Genomic DNA, 1,539 nt, shown 5'->3' with positions numbered 1-1,539 from the left:
CACACACTCACCGGCCACACCGGCCCAGTCCGGGACGTCGCATTTTCACCCGACGGCACTTACCTCGCCACCACCAGCGACGACGGCACCGCACGCCTATGGAACACCACTAGCGGAACCTGCACCCACACACTCACCGGCCACACGGACAGCGTTACAACGGTTGCCTTTTCCCCCGATGGCACCCGCCTCGCCACGGCCAGCAATGACGGCACCGCACGCCTATGGAACACCACCAACGTAACCTTCCTCTGCGCGATCACCGGTCACGCGGCCGATGTTACGTACATCGCATTTTCCCCCGACGGCACCCACCTCGCCACGGCCAGCGATGACGGATCGGCTCGGATGTGGGATGTAGCCACCGGAACCTGCATTCACACCTTCATCGGTCATACGAGCGTGCTGTGGGAGATTAGCTTCTCCCCCGATGGCACGGTTCTTGTCACAGCAGGCGAGGACGGCACCTGCCGGACGTGGAACACCACGACTGGTGAGCTGACCTCCACACTGATCGGGCTGGGTGACGGCGGATGGATCACTCATCTTCAAAGAAATCATTACCGCGCGTCAAGCGCCGACGATGACGTCTCGTGGTGGGCGATGGGGCTGTGCCGTTTCCAGCTGGGCGAGCTGGATGCCTATGTTCCCGGAATGACCCGCATCGGCAATCTCGCGGGCCAACATCCGGGCCCCTCAATTCAGCACTGATCTTCGCCGTCGACGCTTCACATCCAGGCTTCGTGTCCTGGTGGGAAATGGGGATGCGCTGAATCAAGACCAGCGAGCCTGACCGGCTCATGCCAAGTCTGACCGCGGCTCGACGATGCTGGCGGTCGAACCACCTGAGGCTCGGCAGCGTGCCGTCACACCGCAAGGTCGAGAGGGCCGTCCAGGATGCGATCAGTGTCGGCAGGCCGTTCGCGGGTGAGGGGGCCTCGGGCCGGGACAGGGTTGCCGCGACCTGCGACAGTTCCTCGTCCTGGGTGATGAGCAGTCGCAGCCGACGGACCTGGCTCGGGCTGAGCTGGTCGATGAGACAGTGCATGTCCTCGTGGTCGCGGGCAACGCTCACGCGACGAACATATTTCGGCCGGCCCGAGCCGGGGTGGCTCTCGAGTTGCCGACGCGGACAGAGGTGGCTCCTGCGTGGCCGGCGCGCACCCCATGTTGCGATCTTCGTGGGTGTTGTCGCAGCGGGTCGTGGCAGCCATCTGGCCGTTTCACGGCAGGCCGTGTCGCGTAATCCGTGTCAAAGCGGACGGGCAACCGCGAATTCGCGACACGGAGCCGCCGCCCCCCGTAGGCACTTCCCGCCCGCGGGAAGTATGCCCGATATGCAGCTTACGCGGAGCGGTCGACCCTCTGGATCCAGGCCCAACAGGAACTCAGAACTACATGCAGTCGGCCACGGAGATCGCATCTCCCTCCGCGGCCTACCGCGCGAGCAAGGAGGCGGATTCACCGTCGCCGGTGGGAGGTGGAGGCGGCGAGTCGGCGGCCGGATGCGACTCGGGCGATGTCGGGGCGGTTGTGGGC

General features: G+C 65.1%; 1 protein-coding gene. It reads left to right on the top strand.

The features are described 5' to 3' along the window. Nucleotides 1–711, top strand: a 711-nt coding sequence (locus C1A33_RS34355) for a WD40 repeat domain-containing protein (protein WP_133150823.1), incomplete at its 5' end; no start/stop codon positions are given. Nucleotides 712–1,539: the final 828 nt, after the last annotated feature.

Source organism: Frankia canadensis (assembly GCF_900197875.1).
Taxonomy (GTDB): domain Bacteria; phylum Actinomycetota; class Actinomycetes; order Frankiales; family Frankiaceae; genus Frankia; species Frankia canadensis.
This window is presented reverse-complemented; position numbering and strand designations above follow the sequence as displayed.